This window comes from Lysinibacillus sp. SGAir0095, from assembly GCF_005491425.1.
GTDB lineage: Bacteria > Bacillota > Bacilli > Bacillales_A > Planococcaceae > Ureibacillus.
In genome coordinates this window covers 692,533-715,086 of record NZ_CP028083.1, presented here as the reverse complement: position 1 = coordinate 715,086, position 22,554 = coordinate 692,533, and the positions used below count along the sequence as shown (strand labels likewise).

26 protein-coding genes are annotated in these 22,554 nt (G+C 35.7%); 12 read left to right on the top strand and 14 right to left on the bottom strand.

Annotated elements, in window-relative coordinates; all coding sequences use genetic code 11:
* Window positions 1-6: 6 nt before the first annotated feature.
* From C1N55_RS03655 to C1N55_RS03645, 3 genes are all read right to left on the bottom strand, one after another.
* A complete protein-coding gene (locus C1N55_RS03655; RefSeq protein ID WP_137727550.1) occupies window positions 7-549 on the bottom strand; it encodes an NADPH-dependent FMN reductase in 543 nt (180 codons plus the stop codon).
* Window positions 550-640: 91 nt separating this feature from the next.
* Entirely contained in the window at window positions 641-2,479 is a 1,839-nt protein-coding gene (locus C1N55_RS03650) for a cation:proton antiporter (RefSeq protein WP_137727549.1), read from the bottom strand.
* Between the two features lie 205 nt (window positions 2,480-2,684).
* The gene (locus C1N55_RS03645; RefSeq protein ID WP_240758372.1) at window positions 2,685-3,509 is read right to left on the bottom strand and encodes an NAD-dependent epimerase/dehydratase family protein; all 825 of its coding nucleotides are present in this window, start codon (window positions 3,507-3,509) and stop codon (window positions 2,685-2,687) included.
* A 140-nt stretch (window positions 3,510-3,649) separates the two neighbouring features.
* Between C1N55_RS03645 and C1N55_RS03640 the strand changes: the two genes are divergently transcribed.
* The 5 genes from C1N55_RS03640 (at window position 3,650) to C1N55_RS03620 (ending at window position 8,295) form a co-directional block, all read left to right on the top strand.
* A complete protein-coding gene (locus C1N55_RS03640; protein ID WP_137727548.1) occupies window positions 3,650-4,699 on the top strand; it encodes a PseG/SpsG family protein in 1,050 nt (349 codons plus the stop codon).
* Between the two features lie 191 nt (window positions 4,700-4,890).
* On the top strand, window positions 4,891-5,079 hold the full coding sequence (locus C1N55_RS03635; RefSeq protein ID WP_137727547.1) for an SE1832 family protein: 189 nt from the start codon (window positions 4,891-4,893) through the stop codon (window positions 5,077-5,079).
* 135 nt (window positions 5,080-5,214) lie between these two features.
* Window positions 5,215-6,783 (top strand): ABC-F family ATP-binding cassette domain-containing protein, encoded by a 1,569-nt coding sequence (locus C1N55_RS03630; RefSeq protein ID WP_137727546.1) that lies wholly within the window; start codon window positions 5,215-5,217, stop codon window positions 6,781-6,783.
* Between the two features lie 599 nt (window positions 6,784-7,382).
* A complete protein-coding gene (gene spx / locus C1N55_RS03625; protein ID WP_137727545.1) occupies window positions 7,383-7,787 on the top strand; it encodes a transcriptional regulator Spx in 405 nt (134 codons plus the stop codon).
* A gap of 76 nt (window positions 7,788-7,863) precedes the next feature.
* Complete coding sequence (locus C1N55_RS03620; protein WP_137727544.1) at window positions 7,864-8,295, top strand: MarR family winged helix-turn-helix transcriptional regulator; 432 nt, start codon at window positions 7,864-7,866, stop codon at window positions 8,293-8,295.
* A 139-nt stretch (window positions 8,296-8,434) separates the two neighbouring features.
* Here C1N55_RS03620 and C1N55_RS03615 read toward each other — a convergent pair whose 3' ends face one another.
* Window positions 8,435-8,980, bottom strand: coding sequence for an RNA polymerase sigma factor (locus C1N55_RS03615; protein ID WP_137727543.1), 546 nt, complete (start codon window positions 8,978-8,980; stop codon window positions 8,435-8,437).
* A 258-nt stretch (window positions 8,981-9,238) separates the two neighbouring features.
* Between C1N55_RS03615 and C1N55_RS03610 the strand changes: the two genes are divergently transcribed.
* A complete protein-coding gene (locus C1N55_RS03610; RefSeq protein ID WP_137727542.1) occupies window positions 9,239-10,621 on the top strand; it encodes a dipeptidase in 1,383 nt (460 codons plus the stop codon).
* A 213-nt stretch (window positions 10,622-10,834) separates the two neighbouring features.
* Window positions 10,835-11,089 carry a hypothetical protein gene (locus C1N55_RS03605; RefSeq protein WP_137727541.1) on the top strand — a complete coding sequence of 85 codons (255 nt, stop codon included), beginning with the start codon at window positions 10,835-10,837 and terminating at the stop codon, window positions 11,087-11,089.
* 772 nt (window positions 11,090-11,861) lie between these two features.
* Here C1N55_RS03605 and cyoE read toward each other — a convergent pair.
* The 4 genes from cyoE to C1N55_RS03585 form a co-directional block, all read right to left on the bottom strand.
* On the bottom strand, window positions 11,862-12,746 hold the full coding sequence (gene cyoE, locus C1N55_RS03600; protein WP_137727540.1) for a heme o synthase: 885 nt from the start codon (window positions 12,744-12,746) through the stop codon (window positions 11,862-11,864).
* Window positions 12,747-12,949: 203 nt separating this feature from the next.
* Complete coding sequence (locus C1N55_RS03595) at window positions 12,950-14,023, bottom strand: AbrB family transcriptional regulator (RefSeq protein WP_168193799.1); 1,074 nt, start codon at window positions 14,021-14,023, stop codon at window positions 12,950-12,952.
* Window positions 14,024-14,305: 282 nt separating this feature from the next.
* Window positions 14,306-14,671 (bottom strand): VOC family protein, encoded by a 366-nt coding sequence (locus C1N55_RS03590; protein WP_137727538.1) that lies wholly within the window; start codon window positions 14,669-14,671, stop codon window positions 14,306-14,308.
* A 97-nt stretch (window positions 14,672-14,768) separates the two neighbouring features.
* A complete protein-coding gene (locus C1N55_RS03585) occupies window positions 14,769-15,413 on the bottom strand; it encodes an HAD-IA family hydrolase (RefSeq protein WP_137727537.1) in 645 nt (214 codons plus the stop codon).
* 297 nt (window positions 15,414-15,710) lie between these two features.
* Here C1N55_RS03585 and C1N55_RS03580 point away from each other — a divergent pair, with 297 nt between their 5' ends.
* The gene (locus tag C1N55_RS03580) at window positions 15,711-17,705 is read left to right on the top strand and encodes a methyl-accepting chemotaxis protein (protein WP_137727536.1); all 1,995 of its coding nucleotides are present in this window, start codon (window positions 15,711-15,713) and stop codon (window positions 17,703-17,705) included.
* A 71-nt stretch (window positions 17,706-17,776) separates the two neighbouring features.
* Here the strand turns inward: C1N55_RS03580 and C1N55_RS03575 are convergent, their stop codons facing one another.
* On the bottom strand, window positions 17,777-18,253 hold the full coding sequence (locus C1N55_RS03575) for a GNAT family N-acetyltransferase (protein ID WP_137727535.1): 477 nt from the start codon (window positions 18,251-18,253) through the stop codon (window positions 17,777-17,779).
* A 177-nt stretch (window positions 18,254-18,430) separates the two neighbouring features.
* On the opposite strand from C1N55_RS03575, the gene C1N55_RS03570 reads away from it, so the two are divergent.
* On the top strand, window positions 18,431-18,985 hold the full coding sequence (locus C1N55_RS03570; protein ID WP_137727534.1) for a GNAT family N-acetyltransferase: 555 nt from the start codon (window positions 18,431-18,433) through the stop codon (window positions 18,983-18,985).
* 62 nt (window positions 18,986-19,047) lie between these two features.
* Here C1N55_RS03570 and C1N55_RS03565 read toward each other — a convergent pair whose 3' ends face one another.
* A complete protein-coding gene (locus C1N55_RS03565) occupies window positions 19,048-19,251 on the bottom strand; it encodes a hypothetical protein (RefSeq protein WP_137727533.1) in 204 nt (67 codons plus the stop codon).
* 254 nt (window positions 19,252-19,505) lie between these two features.
* On the opposite strand from C1N55_RS03565, the gene C1N55_RS03560 reads away from it, so the two are divergent.
* Window positions 19,506-19,685, top strand: a complete 180-nt coding sequence (locus C1N55_RS03560) for a small acid-soluble spore protein H (protein ID WP_137727532.1) — start codon at window positions 19,506-19,508, stop codon at window positions 19,683-19,685.
* A 65-nt stretch (window positions 19,686-19,750) separates the two neighbouring features.
* Here the strand turns inward: C1N55_RS03560 and C1N55_RS03555 are convergent, their stop codons facing one another.
* Both C1N55_RS03555 and C1N55_RS03550 read right to left on the bottom strand, forming a co-directional pair.
* Window positions 19,751-20,131, bottom strand: coding sequence for a VOC family protein (locus C1N55_RS03555; protein ID WP_137727531.1), 381 nt, complete (start codon window positions 20,129-20,131; stop codon window positions 19,751-19,753).
* Between the two features lie 22 nt (window positions 20,132-20,153).
* Complete coding sequence (locus tag C1N55_RS03550; RefSeq protein WP_137727530.1) at window positions 20,154-20,504, bottom strand: VOC family protein; 351 nt, start codon at window positions 20,502-20,504, stop codon at window positions 20,154-20,156.
* A 175-nt stretch (window positions 20,505-20,679) separates the two neighbouring features.
* Here C1N55_RS03550 and C1N55_RS03545 point away from each other — a divergent pair, with 175 nt between their 5' ends.
* Window positions 20,680-20,886: a hypothetical protein gene (locus C1N55_RS03545; RefSeq protein ID WP_137727529.1), complete on the top strand. Its 207-nt coding sequence runs from the start codon at window positions 20,680-20,682 to the stop codon at window positions 20,884-20,886.
* 34 nt (window positions 20,887-20,920) lie between these two features.
* On the top strand, window positions 20,921-21,085 hold the full coding sequence (locus C1N55_RS20450; protein WP_168193798.1) for a hypothetical protein: 165 nt from the start codon (window positions 20,921-20,923) through the stop codon (window positions 21,083-21,085).
* A gap of 60 nt (window positions 21,086-21,145) precedes the next feature.
* Here the strand turns inward: C1N55_RS20450 and C1N55_RS03540 are convergent, their stop codons facing one another.
* Window positions 21,146-21,877: an AAA family ATPase gene (locus C1N55_RS03540; RefSeq protein ID WP_137727528.1), complete on the bottom strand. Its 732-nt coding sequence runs from the start codon at window positions 21,875-21,877 to the stop codon at window positions 21,146-21,148.
* A gap of 38 nt (window positions 21,878-21,915) precedes the next feature.
* Window positions 21,916-22,383: a GNAT family N-acetyltransferase gene (locus C1N55_RS03535; protein ID WP_137727527.1), complete on the bottom strand. Its 468-nt coding sequence runs from the start codon at window positions 22,381-22,383 to the stop codon at window positions 21,916-21,918.
* Window positions 22,384-22,554: the final 171 nt, after the last annotated feature.

The window sequence follows — 22,554 nt, the reverse complement described above, 5'->3', positions numbered from 1 at the left end:
TTTTCTTTATTTATTGTTCGGTATTGTATCACTTAGTTTACAATATTGTACAAAAACATATGCCAGTTCGCGAAGTCGTTCATGGATCGATTCGTCGATAATTTTGTCGCTTTTATCAAAATGGGATGCGTGTGTATAAACATAATTTGGGGTAACTAGGCAGCGGAAGTAATCTAAAATCGGTCTCAGCTGATTTTCCACTACTAAATGATGTTGATATGTACCACCATTAGCCACCATAGATACAGGTTTGTAGCGCATAGCCTTAGGATCGATCATATCAAACGCATTTTTTAGTACTCCAGGTATAGATGCTTGGTAAATTGGCGTAGCAATAATATATCCATCCGCCTCTTCAAATTTCTGAATCATCCTCTTCATATCTTCGTTCAGCGGACTACCATCTAATATTTGATGCTTTAGATCAGCAAAATATAAAATTTCAAGGTCTAGATCGCTATTATACTCTTTAACATATTGCTCAATTTGTCGCAAAAGTGCACCAGTTTTTTTTCCAAATACTGTGCCATCAACGAGTAATATTTTCATTTTTTTATATCCTCCACCTTTTTATTTCCACCCGTTATTTTAACAGATGCGATTGAAGTGGAATAGGGAACCGATTAAGATTAATTAAATTTCAGCCTTTTGGCGGATTTTCGATATTCATCGCCTTCTCCATTGCTCTTTCCATCATTCGAGTTGGTGAAGTCAGACTAACAATCGTTGTTCCAACATCAAAGGAGCGTTTTTTTGCGTTTGCCAAAAAGACTAAATTATTCTCACTATCCACTGCGAATAGTGGAATGGTTTTATGATCATTATCATTAATAAAATCTCCTAATGTATATTGATCGGTTAGTTGTGTTTTTCGAATCCTGTAACCTTCCTCTATAAAACGGTTTAACATATGAATATCATACTCCTCGTCAAACAGTCTCTTTCCACCAATCGACTTACTATAGCCACTTGGATCTCCAGAATGACTTGGTGTTTGAAAGATATGTTCCCGCCCTAAATGTGGTACAAAATGTTGGCAAATCAAAGCATTATAAGCATCGTCCTCGGTTGTCGCAATTAAAATTTCATAAGGCGTTAAATCAACATGATATTCTGTATTCTCACTTAAAATATCCCCAACTTCTGTCCGTAGACCCATATGGCGAGCTTGGCTTAAGGATCCCCATGAGCGGTCTATTATTAAAACAGGCTTATTAAAGCTTTGTAGGGCTTCACCAAATACTGCACTAAATGGACTTCCTCCGGCAATCATCACCCCAGCTTCATCAGTTGCACGAAGCCCTAGTTTCCTCGCAAGCCAGCTAATTGAAAAGCCGTGTGCCAAAACCGTTGCAAAAACAAGAGCAAGTGTTAAAGCCGTAATAATATCTGCGTCTTTAAAACCTTCCTCGCGTAGTACACCGGCAAAGAACCCCGAAACAGTTAGTGCTACAATCCCTCTTGGCGCAATCCATCCAATTAAAATTCGTTCTTGCTTAGTTAAGTCTACACCAATTGTTGAAAGCCAAATTGATACCGGGCGTACAATAAATAGCATTGCCAGTACAAATAACAACATATTCCAACTCAAAATATCTTTCAACGTATCCATGGATAAAGAGGCAGTCAGCATAATGAATAAGCCAGAAATCATAAGAACCGAAATATTTTCCTTAAAATGCAATAAGTCCCTCAAGCTTGTTAGATGCATATTGGCCATGATGATTCCCATTGCAGTAACTGCAAGTAATCCAGTTTCATGCATAATCGTGTCAGATAGCACAAATACCAAAAGTACACTAACTAATACTATCGGGGATTTTAAAAACTCCGGAATATATCCATGCTCTAATAATTTTCCAAGTAGAAATCCCGCTGCTGCCCCAAATAGAGCTGAAAGAATAGAGGCACCAAAGAACAGCAATAGGGAGTTGCCTGTGATTTTATCACTTGTCCATAAGACAACTTGTAAGGCAAATAAGGCAACCAGTGCCCCAAATGGGTCTACGACGATCCCTTCCCATTTTAAGATAGTGGAAGGTCTTTCTTTCAATTTTGCTTGTCGCAATAACGGCATAATCACAGTAGGTCCAGTGACGATAAATATCCCACCAATGATAAAAGCAACATCTAACGAGATACCAGCTAAATAGTGTGCTGCAAAGGATCCAGCAATCCAAGCTATCAAAGAACCTATTGTGGATATTCTAAAAATCGCTCGTCTGGAATCCTTCATTTCTCGAATATCTAAGCTTAAACTGCCTTCAAATAAAATAATTGCTACAGCTAGCGAAACAATTGGATTAAAGATTTCTCCAAAACTTTCTTTAGGATTAAATAATCCCAAGAACGGACCGACAATTAATCCAACAAGCGACATCACTACAATGGCAGGAAGTCTAAACCGCCAAGCAAGCCATTGTGACAAAATTCCCAGTCCTACAATAGCAACTATTTGAAATAGTATTGAATCAAGCATCGTACTACCCCTTTAAAACGATTTAGTAAATACAAAAACAGTATTTAACATGTCCCAAAATCGGCCAGTCAACTCGTTACTTTTTAGAATAGAGTCCTTGCCTTTCGTTAAACCTTATAGCAAGAGGGATTACCTGAAAATAAAAAAGTCCTCCCGCTAGATGTAGTATTTGCTGAGGACGTTCTTTCATTCCCAATTCACTATTTTATTGTTCAGTTTCATTTTTTTCTTTTACCGCCGGAAGCTTCTGACGGTTAAACACCACTTCTTCATCGATTAGGGTTACCTCTTCTTTTTGGAATTTATCCCAATTAAATAGCTCTTCACGAGAAATGGGCTCATCTTCTTTTACCTCAGGCATTTTTAAATCTGCAAGCTGAGCTGAATTATAAATCGTTACCGGAGATTTTTTACCGAAGAAAGCAATGACCTTCATAGCCAATGCTAGCTGTGTCGCTTCAATCGAACGGTATTTTTTCATCGGTCCTATAAGTAACGGATTTAAAACCTTTAACACCCATTCCCCCATCTTCTCTCCAAATCGAAACTCATTTCGTTCCCCAACTAGTAAAGATGGTCTTACAATGGATACTTGCGGAAGCTCTAATGCGACTAATTCCTTTTCGAGTTTCCCTTTCACTCGATTGTAGTATACGCTCGATTTTTCGTTTGCTCCCATCGCTGAAATAATGATGAAATGCATAATGCCGCACTTCTTAGCTAATGATGCGACTTGCAGTGGATATTCTACATCTACTTTTTCGAATTCTTCACGAGACCCCGCTTTTTTAATTGTTGTCCCTAAACAGCAAAAAATTTCATGGGCAAACCCAATATCCTTTTCTTCTAATTCATTAAAAGAACGTATTATCACAGTTAATTTTGGATGATTGAATGTTAGTTTACTTCGAGCAATTACGGTGATAGATACATATTCTTCACTATCACATAATAATTTTACTAGGTTCAATCCTACTAAACCGGTTCCCCCAACGACAATAGCCGAACGCATTTCCATTTTTTCTTTCACTTCCTATCATCTTTCTCTATGTTAGTGCATAAAATTGAAAATCTAGTAACCTCTTTGCAATGACTCTATTGTTAATTTTCACACATACTTTCAAATTTTTCACCATAATTTAATTAGTAGCTGGGAAAGGATGGGATTATATGCAGAATGAACTAAGTGTACCTTCTTTAAAAAAGAAAATTGCCTTTATTGTTGAGCATAGTGCTGTAAAAGGATACTACCCACTTGAGCGAGTAGCAATACTAGCCAAGCTTTTAAAAGATGAAGAGAGTGTTTATATTTTTTTAAAACAGGATGGACAAGAAGCTATTGAAATTTTTACCGACGAACAACTTTCTCCTATTCTATTTGATAACTATACTGAATTAAAAACACAGATTCGCAATCTTGAACCAGATCTAATCATTCAGGATGGTAAAGACACACTCGTTGAGCAAATTGAACAATTAAGACCCTTCTGTAAAACCATTATCCATTTTGATGACTTTGGTGAAGGGGCGCTTCTGGCAGATTGCAATATCCTTGCTCTCTTTGAAGAAGTAAGGGAAAATACTGCCCAAAATATCCTATCTGGGAGCTTCGCGTTTGCTGTGAAGGAATCTCTTAAAACCATTGCAAATGAACGGGTTTCAAATGAACTATCCAATCCACCACATATTGTTGTTGCCTATGAAGATGGTGATGAAAACAATTTAACCTATCGAACTTTACGCCATTTAACTCAGCTACAAATTCCATTACGAGTGACGGTTGCTATTGATCGCGAGTACAAGCATTCAATTGAAGATTTACAGATGATGGTGCTCAGCCGCCGGAATACGAAAATATTAAAAGATGACCATGCCCTAGAAAAGCTTCTACCTGAGGCCGATATCATCATTTGTAATGCAAACTACACTCCATACAAAGTGGCTACTGTGGGTATTCCTTGCATTACAGCTGCACAAAATGAACGTGAACTAAACAACGCTTTTCCTAGAGAGCACAACGGATTTATCCACCTAGGCTTAGGTCGCAAAATGAAACAATCCAATATCCAAAATGCCGTAATGGAAATGCTTTTGCATGAAGCAAGACGTGAACGGGCTGTACGCAAGCAATTCGAACTTGAAATCCAAGATAATAACGATGTGATTAAGTCACTTATTTTAGACTTTGCCTATGAACGCCATAATATGGTGTCATTGTAGAAAATCAAAGTCTGATTAGATAAAAGCACTTTGGACGAGTATTCAATCGTTTGAAGTGCTTTTCCTTATTTAGAAATGAGGTGATGGAATTTTAGTAAAAGCTGGATTTCTATTATTAATGAAAAAGTACAGCTTCCTATGATACAATGTTCATAAGTTTTTGTACTTATCGAATAAGGAGCGTTCAAACTATGGCTACGAAATCAGAGCTTCAACAACAAATTGCAGAGTTAAAAATGGATTATATTAATCTTCAGGGTGATATCGAAAAGCTTGAAAGTACGGGTCATGCTGATTCTGTTGCCAAAGCAGAAGAGCGCCTTTCCAACATGGAAAAACAACTTGCCCAACTGAACAAACAGCTCGCGGCGTTGTCGTAGCCCGCGAGTTTTTTTGCGGAGATGAAAGGTTAAATAGGAAAAAATCCACTAATGGCCTACAGTCGAGTCATGTTTTTCTAGGGATACATGACAATTTATGCATTAGGTAGAAATTAATTATCGGAGGAAATCGTTATGGCAATATTAACAGTTGAAAATTTAGGTCATTCCTTTGGTGATCGCACCCTTTTTAAGGATGTTTCATTCCGCCTGGTTGAAGGCGATCATATAGGTTTAGTTGGTGCAAATGGTGTTGGAAAATCAACGCTAATGGGCATCATTACAGGGCAAACAATTCATGATACCGGCCGTGTAGAATGGCTTCCAGGTACACATTATGGCTATTTGGACCAGCATACAGTATTAACAGCGGGCCGCACAATGCGCGATGCATTACGTGATGCCTTCCTTCCTCTTTATAAAAAGGAAGAAGAGTTAAATGAAATTGCAAATAAAATGGGTGACGCAACACCCGAGGAATTAGAAGAATTGCTTGAGCAAATGGCAGAAGTACAAGATGCGTTAGATGCTGGAGACTTTTATTCATTAGATATCAAAATTGAAGAGGTTGCTCGTGGTCTTGGTCTAGATGCCATCGGACTTGAGCGAGACGTGGCCGCCCTTTCTGGTGGTCAGCGTACAAAGGTTTTATTAGCTAAGCTATTATTGGAAAAACCAAAAGTGTTGTTGCTGGATGAGCCAACAAACTATTTAGATGAAGAGCATGTTACTTGGTTGAAAAACTATCTTAAAAACTATCCACATGCCTTTTTACTAATTTCTCATGACACCGAGTTTATGAATGAAACAGTGGATGTAATCTTCCAACTTGAATTCTCTAAGCTAACACGCTACACAGCAACTTACGAGAAATTTTTAGAGCTTGCCGAAATCAATAAACGTCAGCATATTGACGCTTACGAAAAGCAACAAGAGTTTATTAAAAAGCAAGAAGATTTCATTGCAAAAAATAAAGCACGTTATTCCACAACAGGCCGTGCGAAGTCTCGTGCGAAGCAGCTTGACCGTTTAGAACGAATTGACCGTCCTGAAACAGCCGTGAAACCTGAGTTCAGCTTTAAAGAAGCCCGTACCCCAAGCCGTTATGTAGTGGAGGCTGAAAATCTGGTAATCGGATACGATAAGGAAAAACCATTACTGCCACCTCTTTCATTTATGATTGAACGCGGTGAAAAAATTGCCCTTGTCGGTATGAACGGTGTCGGTAAATCCACCCTTCTTAAAACGATGCTTGGGAAAGTGAGACCACTTGATGGTAGCGTAATTCTTGGTGACTATTTGGAACCTTCTTACTTTGAACAAGAAGTAAAGGCCGATAAAATTACACCGATTGATGATGTATGGAACGCCTTCCCTTCAATGGAACAAGCACAGGTTCGTGCTGCCTTAGCACGTGCCGGTCTGAAAACAGATCATATTACACGTCCCTTAAACTCTCTATCGGGTGGCGAACAAGCGAAAGTACGCCTTTGCAAACTGATGATGGATGAAACAAACTGGTTAATTTTTGACGAGCCAACAAACCACTTAGATGTGGATGCAAAAGCAGAGTTAAAGCGTGCCATGCAGCAATTCAAAGGCACAATCGTCTTGGTATCCCACGAACCTGAATTCTACGATGGTCTAGTAACGAAAGTATGGAACGTACAAGACTGGTTTACAACAGGAAAAACAGATTTATAAGATTATTGTCTATGAACGCGGATGGAGCTTTTCGGGGCTCAATCCGTTTTTTTTTGTCGATAAGATTTGAGGGGGAACTTTTTGATAAAAATATGCGGTTTGCGAGATTATCGAAATGAGGCGCCGCAATTTCTCTTTAAAAAAATCCGTCTCCTTTAAAGGTAATCTTCTTAGTAGAGCTTCCAACAAAGGAATCGACTCTGGCGCATGTCTTTCCCACATGAGTACTGCACTTCTACATTCCACCGATCTAATTTTCACTCCCTCACCTCACTCCATCTCCTTTCCTCTTATATTACTTTTCCATTCGAATTCTATCAAAATACCAAATTCAACTTTTCGAGATTCTTCGGCATTCAAAATAAATATTTAAAATTAGCATTTTCAAATGATAAATGCAAATAAATGAAACTTTTTTTCTTTTAAGACGTATATATTTATAGAAAAACGGTTATTAATTAAATGTAATAAGCTCACTTATAGAAAACAAAAATTGCTATTGACTTACCATTAACTTACTAGTAAGATATTAATATAAGCAAAAATATCTTACCAGTAAAGTTTCGAAACTTTAAAATATACGAAAGCGGGGAGATTTTATGACAGTTACAATTTATACGCAATCTAGCTGTTCTTCTTCACGAAAAGCTATTAAATGGTTAAAAGAAAATGAAATTAATTTCACAGAAAAACGTATTACATCTCAACCTTTAACATTAGCAGAATTTAAAAATATTTTAAGAATGACTGAAGATGGTACAGATGAAATCATTGCAACTAACTCAAATGATTTTAAAAACTTAAATATTGATATCGATCAATTATCTATACAAGATTTATATAACTTAATTCAGCAATACCCACGTATGTTGCGTAGCCCAATACTGCTTGATGAAAAACGTATTCAAGTTGGATACAACGAAATGGATATTCGCCGTTTTATTCCACGTAAAGTTCGTGCATACGAGTTAAATGCTATGCAACAAATCGCTGCACAAGGGTAATCAAATCGGCTAGCGAAAGCAAGTTTCGTAAATGTACAAGACCTGCGAAATGAATTTTGTAAGTGGAGCTGAGCATATGGATAACCAACGACATGAAGTCCTTTCCTCTCTTTTTGAAGTTGTATCTTCATTGGAGCGTAAATGGGCTAATGAGTGGAACCAACAAAATATTTTAGGATTTTCAAAATCTCATATATTACTCTTAGATTTATTGGCAAAAGAAGGTCCAAAACGTCCTTCTGCAATTGCTGAACGCTTAAAAGTGACGACGGGTGGTGTTACTGTTTTAACCACAAAGCTGATTAATGGCGGCTTTATCGAAAAAACACAAAGTAATGCTGACCGCCGCGCTTCACAAATCGCCATTACAACAGAAGGCGAAAAGATCTTAAAAGAATCACGTGCACAAGTATCAGCTATGGTTAACACAATGTTCGGCATGCTCACAAATGACGAAATTAAAACATTACATACCATCTTTGAAAAATGTCTTGTGAATGGAAATTAATAAATTAAGTGATTAAGAGATGAATGAAGCTTTAAGGTACACTTCCCTTCATTTATCCAAATAAAGCAGGATGCCTATAAAAATGCATCTTGCTTTTTAATTGCAAAAAAAAGACTCTCCGTAAAGGAAAGCCTAAATCTTATGCCATCACAACATCCTGCAGGGATGAATCTGAAAGTAAAATTTCTTTTAATCGAGCTTTTGCACGGAATAAACGAGATTTTACTGTTCCGATTGATACCTTCATTAATGTTGAAATCTCGGCCAATGAATATTGATCAACATAGAAATACCATAATGTTTTTTGGTAGATGCCGTCTAATTCTTGCATTTTCTCTTGAACAATCTTCGTTACAACCTCTTTTTCTACTTTTTCTTCTGTAGAAATATCATTATTGGGAACCAAATCTAAAATCGGCACGTCTAATGTTTCAGGTTGACTCATCATATACTTGCTTCTTCTTACATTCTTGCGATAGCGGTCGCGGAATGTATTCATCGTAATTGTAGTAAGCCATGCTTTTACGTGGTCAACCTTCTCTACTTGTTCTTCATTACGAACAACTTTAACCCATACTTCTTGCATTAAATCCTCAGCTTCTGCTGTGTTGCGAGTTAATTTTAAACATAAATGATATATATAACGATTATATTCTTCATAAATTCCATTCAAATAACTAATCATGGTTTGTTTCCTCCAATATCTAACTACCTTCTGTCTACATTTTCCCAAATTATTGTATTACACTCTATCGGATTTGCTTTCAATTACATTACATTCCTGTAAGCTTAATACTCATCCCTTGTAATTTTCGTAAATTAATTGCCCAGAGACTTCACAACACCCAATAGTCAGAATTGTTTCGTAGTTGTGTGTGTACCAGGTACATCATGTGCTATACTATTTCTATTATCTAAATAATTTTTGAAATGAGGGTTTATGATGAGTCAATCGCAAATTTTAGATGCGTATTTTACAGAAAACCGAGAAAAGCACTTAGAGGAACTTAATGAGTTTCTACGTATTCCAAGTATCAGCTCCCTTTCGGAACACAAACAGGACATCCAAACAGCAGCTGAGTGGTTAGCGGACAAGCTTCGTGGGCTAAATATCGAAAAGGTATCTGTAGATCAAACGGCTGGTCACCCAGTTGTTTATGGTGAATGGCTGCATGCAGAAGGCAAACCAACTATTTTATTTTACGGGCATTACGATGTACAACCTGTGGACCCTCTTCACTTATGGGAATCTGAACCTTTCAACCCTGTAATCCGAGACAATAAATTATTTGCTCGTGGTGCTTCCGATGACAAAGGTCAGGTTTTCATGCACTTAAAAATGATTGAAGCATTATTTGCAACAGAAGGAACTCTTCCTGTAAACGTTAAATTTATTTATGAAGGAGAAGAAGAAATCGGTAGTCCTAACCTTCCTGCCTATGTTGAAGAACATAAGACTAAGCTAGCAGCAGATTTAATCTTGATTTCTGATACTGGACTATATGCTCCTGGGAAACCTGCTGTATGCTACGGTTTACGCGGACTTACCGGGGTACAAATTGATGTGCGCGGTGCAAAAGGCGATCTTCACTCTGGTCTTTATGGTGGCGGTGTACAAAATGCTATCCATGCATTAGCTGACATTTTAGCTTCATTCCGTGACGAACACGGAACGATTCAAGTAGAAGGCTTCTATGATAAAGTTCTTCCCTTATCTGAAGAAGAGCGTCAAGCTTATCGTGACCTAAAATTCGATGAAACAGCATTAAAACAAGAAGTCGGAGTAAACGAATTATTCGGTGAGGAAGGCTACTCCTATTTAGAACAAACATGGGCTCGACCAACATTGGAAATAAATGGTGTTTTTGGCGGGTTCTCTGGCGAAGGAATCAAAACTGTACTTCCGGCTGAAGCTGGTGCAAAAATCACTTGTCGCTTAGTACCTGACCAAGATCCAAACGAAATCGTTCAATTACTGAAAGCACATATCGAAAAGCATAAGCCAAAAGGTATTGAAGTATCTGTATCTGAATTTGATAAAGGCGCTCCTTTCATAACGCCATTTGATCACCCATTAATTCAAGCAGCAGGTCGTTCTTATGAGCGTATCTATAATGTTCCAACTGCCTTTACACGCGGTGGTGGTTCAATTCCTATTGTAGCTGCATTTGATGAAATTCTTTCGTTACCAGTTGTGTTAATGGGGTTCGGCTTAAACAGCGAAAATTTCCATGCTCCAAATGAGCATTTCCACCTAGAAAACTTCGATAAAGGCTTACGTGTTTTAGGCGATTACTTACACGAAGTTTCCACTTTAGAATTCTAATCATTTATATCAAACCTAAAAGCTCTTTCTTTGAGCTTTTAGGTTTTTTATTTGGAAAAATTTATATGAAGCAACTTAAATATATATTAAGAATATTTCTTTTTTGTAACAAAAAGGAATTTTCTAAATATTTGTAGAATTTTTTTAATATATACAATTTATGATACTAATTTCTAACGGAAGATACCTTTTTTGAACAGGAGTGTGGTTGTTATGGAAAATAAATGGAGTCTAGTAGTACTTATGCAGCCCGTTGTGGGACTTTTACTTGTATTAATAGGAATCTATACGTTTGCTGTAGGAAGCCCAAACTTACTGCCATGGGCATATATGATTATGGGTCCTCTCTTTCTTGCAATGGGACAATATGAATTGAAAAGTCAAAATAAGAAGAATTATAGTATTTTCTACTACTCTCTAGCAACTGTTTCATTTTTATTTGGTTTCTACTCATTTACCGCATTTTAAATCCAAATAAACATTGCAAATAGACATTTTAATCTGTTTTTAAGATTCGTATCTACTATACTTAATGGAGTTGACTTAACGTTACCTTAGTTTTTCTATACAGAAAAAAGCACCGTGTTACTGGAAACACGGTGCTTTTTTGGACTGACCCTTTAAAAAGCATTTTTTTATATATAAACATAGGGGAGGTTATATATCTTGTCGAACAAGCTTTCATGAGGTTCATATGAGCTTTACTTACCACTTTTACTAAAAGAGCGATTTCTCATAAGAGGCTGTCAAAAGTTGACCTCTTTATGATGTAATTATCATAACATCACTGGTATTGATTGAATACGCACAATTGTTATATGTCACATTTTTATCACATTATCGTTCACAATTTCGAGATATTTTGTTGTATAACAAAGATCAAATTACATCCTTTTTTTAAATAATCCTCTATTCACTTCGCCAAAAAAGCTAATATTTATAGTTCAAACAACATCAAACGTGATAAATTTGTATTCTTTTCTGATATGTAACAGTAAAACTCCGTTAGCATTTTTATTAATTATGCGGCCTCCCCTTTCAGAATAACTTATCCCCAACCAAACACCACTCAAAAGACTTTTATATTTTTCCTATCCACTTATCCACGGTTTTAGCAGGTTTTGTCCACACTATCCCCACAATTATTAGAATTTTACGAATTTTATACCACACTTATCCACAATCATTAACATTAATGAAAACGCAAAAAGGTGCCCCTAAAGGACACCTTTCTAAATTTTTATTGAAGAATCATACCGACACTTGAATAAATAATTACCGTGGCAAATACTGCCATCATATAGATTAATGAGTAAGCAAACATTTTATTTGCCCATTTTTTCTCATCCATTTGGCGGTATCCTACAATACTGATCCAAAGCCATATACCACCTAAGATAAGTGAGCATAATGTTAAACCCCAACTAAGAGGCACAAACAAGAAACTTGTCAGCATCATAACCACTAAATAAATATTTGTTTGCAAATAAGTTCTTCTCATGCTCTTTTTAACTGGTAGCATCGGTATATTCGCCGCTGCATAGTCATCTTTTTTACGAATTGCAATCGCATAGAAATGTGGCATTTGCCAGATAACCATGATGATAAATAAAGCCCATGCTGCAGGATACCAAATATTTGGTGCTACAGTTGCCCAGCCAATTAACGGCGGCATAGCTCCCGAAATACTTCCCACTTCCGTGTTCCAAATTGTTCTTCTTTTTGTCCACATTGTGTAAGGAACAACATAGAAAAACACACCCAGGAAGCCAAGAAAAGCAGCCAACCAAGTTGTTAAAGAAAGAATCGCAAGTCCTGCAATTAGAAGAATAATACCGACAACAAGTACAGTTCGAGCACTTAGTTCCCCTGTTACTGTAGGTCTAGATTTTGTACGTTGCATAATTGCATCAATATCGCGATCATACAAATTATTAAAAATACCGGAAGCTCCGATAATGAAAGCTGAACCTACAAAGGCAAATATGATGTGCGGTATATGATCAATAAAACTTAGTTTGTACGTATATAAAGCGAGCATAAGTGCAGCAATCATGGGAATTAAATTGGATTTAATTATCCCTGTCTTAACTGCCTTAGCCCAGAGATCAAGATAGTTTTGCATAGTATGTCTTTTCCCCTCACTATTAGGCAACCATTCGCTGAAAGCACTATATTCTATCATACCACTGAAATATGGCTTTCAACAATCACATAGCTTACTTTAATATGAAAATTCAATGACAGAAATTTAAAATCCAGGATTTCCTCAATGTTTTTCTCGGGTGTATTTCCTAATTAGTATCGCACAAAGAAAAAGGTGTTCCATTATTGGAGCACCTTCTGCTGTTGATTTATTTCCTTGTCTTGTTTCTTATCAATATACGTGCAAGCTACTTTTAATAACGGTAAGACAAATAAGAAGACAAATAAGATTCTGAAAATCTGAAACACCGTTACTGCCGAAACATCCGCACCGATAGCTGTTGCTATTAAACTCATTTGATCAAGTCCACCTGCCGCTGTACTTAAAAAGCTTGTGGATAAGGAATAACCTAAGTAATGCACCAATAAAAGTCCTTGCAAGAACGTTATGGCAAGCAATAATAAAGCACTCCATATACCTAATAAAATTACTTTTTTTCCGAGTTTTAGCATATTGGGTTTTAACAGCAATCCTATATATGCTCCCATAAATATTTGAGCTATATGTAATAAGATTCCCTGTACATGAGGTGTCTCTACTGAAAATAAGGTTAATACAATGATAAATAAAATCGGTGTTAAAAAATATGGGACCGGTAATTTAATCTTTTTTCCAACCCACACGGTTGCCCACGCTGCTAATAATAGAAATACCAATGGAAGCCACTCAATATCAAGAAGACTTTCCGAACTTCCGGTTTGAAGAACATGACCAGATAAAATAAATGGGATGACAATCACTATACTAACAACGCGTACCACATGAAAATAGGTAACTACCGCTAAATTTATATCTTTCTCTTCTTCGGCAAATACAACAATTTGCCCTAAACCACCAGGAACCGTACAAGTTAAGGCTGTTTTCAAAGAAATCTTACTGATTTTATGAACACCATACGCCATTGCTATACTTATAATAACTAGAATAATATTAATGAGAAACATAAGAAAAATGAGCCAGGTCATACCTGAAAAAACGTTTAATTGAAAGGTTTGACCAATAGAAACACCGATGACAACCAATCCTATATTCCGAAATTGGATTGGCCAAAAGAGCTCATATTTAATAAAGAATTGACTTATAAGGACGGCAAATAGAGGGCCTAACATCCAAGGAACCGGCAAATTTAGCCCATCAAATAACAATGCACCAATAACACTAATTAACAAAACTAGACTAATCGATTTTAGATGCAACAGATATTCCTCATTTCTATCATTTCTATTTCGTGTTCCTAAATAGATTACCATAAATTATGATGTTTTGAGGAAGATGATTAGTTTATTTTTTTGGTAAAACAACTAACTTAACAATTTTACATATGTATGCACCCTTTTCAAAAAACGATTTCAAATGGAGAAATCGGTTTTTGAAGAAGGAAGATTCAGTTGTGCTCTGACCACTTACAGCATGTACAGCGCTATTCATAGTATGCTTACTCTTTTTTCGAAACCGGATTAAACCTACTTATAACTCAATTACTTCTGGTAATTCAAGAGCCAGCCAACACCAAATTGGTCCACTAAATTAGCGTGCAACGCTCCCCAAGAGGTATCTTGAAGCTCTACTGTCACATTTCCCGAAACACTTAAATCATTATAAATTCTTGTGATTTCTTCCTCGCTTTCACATTCTAGGCTTACTCTCACATTATCCCCTTGTTTGGTTTTCCCAAAATCATCTGAAAAATGGATAATGCTATCCCCTACTACGAGTTCCGCATGTAAACACTTACCGTCCTCAGTTTGTTGAACATTTCTAATATCACCACTTAATATGTTTCGATAATACTCTAAGATTTCAAGACAGTTCTCTACAAAGATATATGGACTTGCACCTTTCAAAGTAATTCCTCCCATCCTTTTTGCTCACATTTTACCACTCCGTAATTATCCCCAAACAAATGAATAAAAATAATCTTCATTTAAGCAGGCTCTCACTTTAAGGTATTATGATCATTAATTCCTCAAGATTATTAATAACAAATTCAGCTAGCTTTAACTCCTCCTGTTGAGCAAAATCAAAATTTGCCCCAATCGATATCAATTCATTCTCTTTAGCAGCTTGTATATCGGATAGTCGATCCCCTACTACCCATGCATGTTCTAGTTCATTTTCTTCTACAATCGATTTCACCAAATCCGATTTATTTCCTGTAGGTATCAATTGAATGCTATAGATTTTATTAATTAAAGGATTCAACTCATAAGTTTCAACAATTGCTTGTAAATACTCTTGTTCGCCATTACTTGCAATAAAAATCGGATATTTGTAGCTGAGTGCTTTAAGCACCTCTACTACATTTGAATAAAGAGCCCCTTTTCGAAGGCGAATCATCTCGATTAATTTTTTCTGAAAGTACTCATTACTTCTCTCTCTAACTTCATTTGTAAGATCCGGACAGAGAGTTTCCCAGACAACCGGTAAGGGTACCCCCATGATTTCTCGGTATTTTTCAATAGGTGTTTCCCCTACCCATAACTGACTTTCTCTTAATACTTCAAATGTTGCATCCAATGCTTGTTCCAGCACCGTATTTGTTTGAAATAAAGTACCATCCATATCAAATATAATTGCTTGCTTCATTACTTACCTCCTGTTATGTATGCTTACTGACAATAGATATTATCTACTATTAATCAGAAGTCTCTATTATTCTCTATTTCATTACTTTAAGCAGTATTAGACAGACAACACATATAGTTCTTTTGCATTATTGTTTTTCAATAAAAAGTAAATGTAGATAAAATTATATAATTCTGAAAAAAATATATTTTTAGATTAATAGAAAAATACTAAATTCGACATTTTTTTATCATACTCCTCGATATCTTTTTGATATTATAATGACATTACAAATTTACTATATTGGGAGGGACTATTTTGAAACGATCTATTAGATGGCGAATATTAGCTATTGTATTAATAATTATTGTTTTAGGTTTAGGTACGCTAGGCACAGTAAGCTCAATTTTGATTGGCTCAAAAACTGAGGATAGCGTAATTGAACAAAGTGAAGTAGTGGTAAACGGACTTTCTGATAATATCACAACATTTTTATCTACATATGAGAAGAGTATTTTAAAATTAGCTGCATCACCGGATGTACGAAATTTTCATTCAAGCTCAACTACATATAATGATACTGCAGATCGAATTTACCGTTCAGATTTAGCAGAATACTTATCTATTTATGATGCTTCATCAGGAATTTACTTTACGGATGGCGATTACACAATAATCGAACCTCATTTCGAAGGAATAAATGATTTAGATATAAAAGCACGTCCATGGTATACCAATGCAATCCAAAATCCAGATCAATTTGTTTGGTCTTCTCCATACATCGATAGCGTAACGGGCGAGTATGCAATAACAGGATCCGTGGCTGTTAAAGATAGCAACAAAATTATTGGTGTTTTAGGAGTAGACATATTATTGGCCGAGCTTACAAATATGCTTTCCTCAACTGATTTAGGATATGAAGGTTATCCAGTTGTTTTAGATAGTGAAGGAGTTGCCATCGTTCACCCTTCAAAAATTGGTGAAGATCTTAATTCTGAAGCGTTTGTTCAATCCATACAGGCTGACACTGAAAACAAAAACAATCTTGAAACTACTATTAACAATGAAAAGTCTGTCGTTATTTATAATAAAGTGCCAGATTTAAATTGGACAGTAGCTGCCGTCTATTATATTGATAATTTACATGGTTTAGCTAAAAGCATCCAGCAAGTGATTCTTTTCATTGCGATAGCTATTATTGCAATAACATTTATTGTTTTGTTCTTATTTATTACCAACATTTTAAAACCAATCCATAAACTTGGCACACTGATGGAGGAAGTTTCTAAAGGAGATTTATCGGTCAATATTGAGGTTAAATCTCAAGATGAAATCGGTAAACTCACGCAGCATTTCAACTCCATGATTGAAAATATGAAAAATATCATTACTGTGGTTCAAGAGTCATCAAATAATGTAGAGCAGCGTTCCCACCATTTAAGCGCGCTTGCAGAAGAAACAAGTGCTTCAAGTTTAGAAGTTTCAAATGCTGTGAATGACATCGCAATTGGTGCCACAACATCATCTGAAAATGCGGATATGGTAACAGAAACTACGGGACAACTCGGCGATAAAATCAATGATATGAAGGTTCAAACCAACTCATTACATGACATCACATTTGAAGCAGATAGGTTGAACCTTATGGGTCAAGACAAGATGAATAATTTATTAGGTTCCTTCGACCATTCAAATCATGAATTAACAAATATGGCTCAAGCAATAAAGGGCCTAGAAACTAAGGTTGGCGCTATTGGTACTGTAATGAATACGATTTCTGAAATATCATCTCAAACAAATTTACTTGCCCTTAACGCAAGTATCGAAGCTGCGCGTGCGGGTGAGCATGGAAAAGGGTTTGCAATTGTAGCTGAAGAAGTTAGAAAACTTGCAGAACAATCCGCAAAAGCAACAGAACAAGTAAAAACAACCATTCTAGAATTACAAACAGAATCACAACAAGTGGCAAGCCAAATGACAGAAATGCAAAAGACATTCCTAAATCAAGGTATTGTAGTAGAAGATACTAGCTCCCTCTTCACGAATCTTTCTACTCTTATTGAGAATATGGAAGGTACATTTAAGAATGTAATAGCCCAAATTGAAGGCATTGTAAGTTATAAAGATCAAGTAGTTCAAACAATTGAAGAAATGTCTCTGACAGCGCAATCAACTGCAGCTGCATGCGAGGAAGTAAGTGCATCAAGTGATGAACAACTTACAGCAATCCAATCCGTTGCTGAAGCCTCTGAACAATTAAATAATCTAAGTACTGAGTTAGCAACTGCTATAAGTAGATTTAAACTAAAATAATCCTCTTACCGAAGGGTCGTCCCAAAAGATACATCCATATCTATATCTTTTGGGACACTTTTTATAGGTTGCTATACTTCTCTTCTCACCATTGTAATAAATTGAGCTCTCTCACTTTTAACTTCATTTTCCTTTTCAAATCCTAGTTTTTCATACAGATGTATCGCTCTTGCTTTAAATGTTGCAACAGTCAAACAAATAGGCGTATTTCCATATTTCTTTCTAATCAATCTTATAATGAGAGAACAAAACTCAGTTCCACTTCCCTGTCCTACCATCCTAGGATTCATCCCAAGTCCCATGTCTACCAAGTTTTCTTCATAGGCGCCTTTAGCATGTCCAACTGGAACTTGTGCCGATTTACCAGCACAAAAAAATCCAAACAATTCATTTTTAGTATTAACTAAAGCATAGTATGAACTATCAAGTAATTCTTCCAGAGCTTCGTCTGTGTAGTGATTATCATAAAAATCATAAGGAGGATCATATTTCCAATTTAGTATTTGAATAGCACGTTGCTCATTCATGTTGTATACGTTCAGTTCCATAGATTACATTCACCCCCACTATTCATTTCGCCAAACAGTAAGAATCATCCTTTTTAGTTAGCTACATGCGCTTAACATCGTGTAAAAAAGCGATAGTAAAATATTTATTTTAGAGGACTTTTACTTTCTTTATAGAATTCAAGTATCTTTACAAATATCTAATTGGGAGGGATTTCGATGATTGCAAGTTTAATTGGTAATAGAGTCACTTTAAGAGAATTGGTTGAGGCAGATTGGGTGGATGTACATTCCTATGCCTCTCTCCCAACTGTAAGCAAATATCAGCCTTGGGGCCCTAATTCAGAAGAAGATTCATTGGAGTTTGTTCAGCAGGTAATTTCTGATGGCAATGAAATTCCTAGATCACGCTTTGTGTTTGCAGTAATCGCAAATAATACTTTCATCGGTTCAGGAGAAATTAATATACAGGATTTTATTGATAGGAAAGGTGAAATTGGCTATGTAGTACACCCCGATTATTGGGGATTAGGTTACGCTACAGAAGTTGCAAAAATACTCATCGAATTTGGTTTTAAACAGTTAAACTTACATCGCATCTCTGCTACCTGTGATCCTCGAAACCTAGGATCAGTGAAAGTTTTGGAAAAGGTTGGCATGATGAGAGAAGGAACGATTAGGGATGATTTTTTAATTCATAATGGCTGGAGAGACTCACATCTCTATGGGATTCTTGAGCATGAATGGTTGGAAAAATCAACTTCAAAAAAATAGTGATAAGCCCTTCTTCCACTTTCCCCTAAAATCACCTCATCACAGAGGTGATTTTTTTATAGCTATAATCCATCACAAGTAAAAGACCAATTAGAAATGGGACCTTCTTTATGTACAATAGGATTTCCTTTTAAATTATAACATGCATTTGCCGCATCCATTATTTCTTTATGTGTTAGATACATATCAATCGATAATCCAATTGCAATCATAATAGCAAGAGAAGAAATTATGATCACTACATGTTTTTTCAAACTAAAGCTCACTTTTCATTACACTCCTTATTAATTCACCAACAGTTATGATATATGTAAATAAAAGATAGCACATGACAATTTATTACCTAATATACGATAAAAAGGGTTGAATGTTTCATATTTTTGGAAATTTGATCTTTTGGTTTGACTTCTTTTTTTATCCAAAAGAGTAAATAAACATTTGACCACTTAAATCGTTTTAATTACCTAAGGAATGTAAATAATGAGATTGAAAAGTCGAATATTTTTAGGAGGATTTCAGAATGAATGCACAAAGAGCACAAGAAATTTCAGAATCACCTGTGATTGCAAATGTAATGTATAACGGAGAAAAAGTATATATTCAACATGTTGACGCAGACAAAGGAACCGCTAGAATCTATCCTCTCGATGATCCTCAAAGAGAACAAGATGTTCCCTTATCAAATTTAATGGAGCATTAATATAGAGTATTGGTGAGAACATAGGATACCCTATGTTCCTCACTTAATTTTAGTGAATGTCAAACTCAACAATTACAGATCATTACAACATTCCCATCTGGATCTTGAACATTAAACCAAGCTGTTTCATAATGCCACTCAATTTCTCGTACGATTTTAAAGCCTTTTTGTTTTATGTACTGATAGGCTTCATCAATATTTGGCGTATAAAAGTTGAAAATGGGACTCGGGCTAGCTTGGTATTTGAAGTGCGGGTCAAAGGTATGGTCATCTAATGTAAGTGAAGTCGTACCCACTACCGGAACATTAAAAACAGGTGATTCAATTTTGTGTAAATCCACTTCTAATCCAATTAAATCGCAATACCATTTCGCAGAATTCTTTAGATTACTTACATGCACAAAAACACCATTCATTTGATTTTTTATAGGGATAATCTTTTCCATTAGCATCCTCCACCAAAGTCTTTTATTTTCGTTGATATAATCCAATGCCATTTCCTACTGGATCTACTAAATAAGCTAAATAAAATTCATCAAAAACCATTTTTTTACGAACAACCATGGCACCATTTTCTTGTGCCTTGGTGATAGCATCATCTATGGATTCGACCTCTATTTGTATTCGCGTTCCATGCGGAAAATCACTTGGCCCTTTACTAATTCCACCATCAATGCCGACTTCATCTTCTGCTCCGGTTTTCACACTCCAATAATCCCAATTAGCTTCACTAACTTCCCATCCAAATACATTTCCGTAAAATGAAGCAGCCTTTCCCGGATCTTGACTACTCAATTCAAATCCAATTACTCTAGCCAAATCGTAAACCTCCTATTCGAACTTGATTTCAGTAATTACTTCTACAAAAATTGAAAAACCCCTTGAGAATACATAAAAGAATTGGAATTAATTGTTTTTCTATGTAAATGTTTAAGCTTTCAACAAAGAATAAAACGGTTTATCCGGAGCAAATTAGTATCTAGGAGGTGAATCCATGGGGAATAAAAACAGCAAAGAAACAATGAATGTGAGAACCCACAACCCTTTCGAAACCTATGCGCACTTGCATAAAAATACCACAAGTCACAAGGATAACCCTGAAGACAATACTGCTGAAATTGCAGAAGAGTTTGACTCAAAAGTTAAAAATAAGAACAATGCAACGAATCATGATAAAAACCAACAATCAAATAAGAGATAAAAAAATAATCTAAACAACATTGGAGGAATTAATAATGAGTAAAAAAAATAAGGCACAAAAAAATAACAATGATCAAAATAACCAAAAAAAGAATAAGCAAAATAACAACCAAAATAACAACCAAGAGATTGCTCAAGAGTTAGATATACAAGAAATCAAGAACAACAACAAAAATCAAAAAAAGAACAGAAATAACTAATTGACGGTAAATGCACTAAAGGTATCTATTCGATATTTTTGGTGCATTTATTTTGTTGCATTAATCATCTTCTAAAATGTCTCTTAAAAATCTTTCACGATTTTCTAAAAAGTATCTTGTGATTTGGTAATGACTAGTTTCTTCATATTTAACTTCATTTATAGTTTCTTGATCGAAACTGTAAATCGTAGCATTAGGATATCCTAAAAGTATTGGTGAATGAGTAGCTATAATAAATTGACTCTCACCCTCTTGAACTAAATCATGTAAAATCCTTAAAAACGCAAGCTGCCGCTGAGGAGATAATGCTGCCTCTGGTTCGTCCAATAAATAAATGGCGTTTCCGTTAAATCGATTAGAAAATAAAGACATAAAAGATTCCCCATGAGATTGTTCGTGTAGAGAACTACCCCCATAAGCATTATAGGCTCTTATATCATCTGCTCTTAGTTCGTCGATATGAGATGCAAAATTATAAAAAGATTCCGCACGAAGAAAGAAACCATTTGTTGCTTTTGGCCACCATGAAAGTCTAATGAACTCACCTAAAGCAGATTCAGAATGATGCACATCGTAAAAATTATTTCTTCCTCCACCAGCAGTATTAAACCCACATTTTTCAGCTATAGCTTCTAAAAGTGTTGATTTGCCAGAACCGTTTTCTCCTACAAAAAATGTTACTTGATTATGAAGCTCCAATTGATCAAGCGTCCTTATTGTCGGAATTGAAAAAGGATATTCTTTATATGTTGGAATAAGATCTCGTTGGAGCTCAATTCTTTTTAGAAACATGCATCATCCCTCCTCTTTTGCTTTCATTATGCAAACCATTATAAAAAATAGCTCATAATTATTAGCTCACCCTTATTCCCCATTCTACGTTCCCCTTCATCAACGTAACCAGTTTTGTTATAGAGATTTTGTGCAACTTCATTTTGAAGGTTAACAGCCAGTACAATTTCGTTTATATCTTCAAAATACTGTTTTACAAAAGACGGCAATAGCTTTAACGCTTGTTTTGCATAGCCTTTACCCAAATGGCGAAAATCTGTAGAAAATGTTCTTAATAGTATTGCCTTAGGGTTAGTCGAATACGGCTTAACACCTTCATTTTTATGTAAATTGAAATAGGTAACAAGTTCTCCACCTTCAATTGCTAATATTGCATAACGGTCTGAATCTGCATTAACCAATGCCATACTTTCAATGGGCGATCCAGTATATCGTAGCTGGTCCTCCGTTATTTGATATTGTTCGATTGTTTCTTTATATTGATCCTCATAAAAACAAAGCTCCATTTATTAACCCACCTCGAAATAAGAACACTTGTTCTTATTATAATTTTATTTCAATACTTTTTCAACCATATTTTTCAAAATACTTAGCCAATTATTAAATTTTATTTTGAAAGAATTGAACCCCTTACCTCTGAATATCTTCTATTAGAAGTATCAAAAACCAATGGAGGG